Source organism: Beijerinckia sp. L45, from assembly GCF_009765775.1.
GTDB lineage: Bacteria > Pseudomonadota > Alphaproteobacteria > Rhizobiales > Beijerinckiaceae > RH-AL1.
This window is the reverse complement of record NZ_LMUU01000125.1, coordinates 1-768: the sequence shown is the minus strand read 5'-3', so window position 1 is coordinate 768 and position 768 is coordinate 1. Positions and strand designations below refer to the sequence as shown.

1 protein-coding gene is annotated in these 768 nt (G+C 65.0%); it reads right to left on the bottom strand.

Annotated elements, in window-relative coordinates:
• Positions 1–187 precede the first annotated feature (187 nt).
• Positions 188–768, bottom strand: a 581-nt coding sequence (locus tag GSQ79_RS13335; RefSeq protein WP_158809198.1) for a hypothetical protein, incomplete at its 5' end; no start/stop codon positions are given.

Here is a 768-nt window from a genome sequence, read left to right as displayed (position 1 = left end):
CCGTCTACGAGCACATGCGTCGGCGCCACATTGCCGTTCGGCAATGCGATTGCATCCTCGTTGACCGTACCTCCAGTTGCATTCTTGATCGGAAGACTGGTGTTGGAGCCCGCCGGCGTCGCCGATAGAGCGGCTGCAAGGAAGGCAAGCGCCAGCGGCGCGCGGAGGCGAGCGAACATCGGCTGCCTCACGCGTTAATGTCGGCGATGATGATCGCCGCAGGCACCACGATCGTCGTCGTCAGTCCGGCCTTATTAAGCGCGGCCACTTCAGCGGCGATTGCGACTTCAAAAGTCGATAGTGCTGTTGCGAGCTGCGCCGCTGTCGTCGCCGCGGCCGCGGCCGCTTCAAGGGTCATCAGGATCGCGAGGTTGCCGACGGAGGTCGCATCCATGGCGAGGACGACGCCGGCAAGCGTCGTGGCCGGCAAACCGATCGCCGTTGCGAGATTGGCAAACGCGGTCTTGTCGGGATCGGCCGAGGGCACGCCGTTTGCGGCGCGCACCATGTTGGCCGCGCTCTGATACCCGGCGAGGTGCGTTTCGGTCGCCGCGATCTGGTTGGTGATGGAGTTGCTGGAGGCCCGGGCTGCAGCGGTCAGTGAAGCTGCAAGCTGCGTCTGGGTGGGTGGCACGGCAACGGGAGCCGCGAAGACCAATCCGCTATAGATCCAGCCGACGGCGATGCCGGCAACGTTCGAGACATCCTGAGCCCACAGCGCGGGGATGTCCCTGCCCGGCACGAGCGCTGCATCAAAGCTCTGCAGCT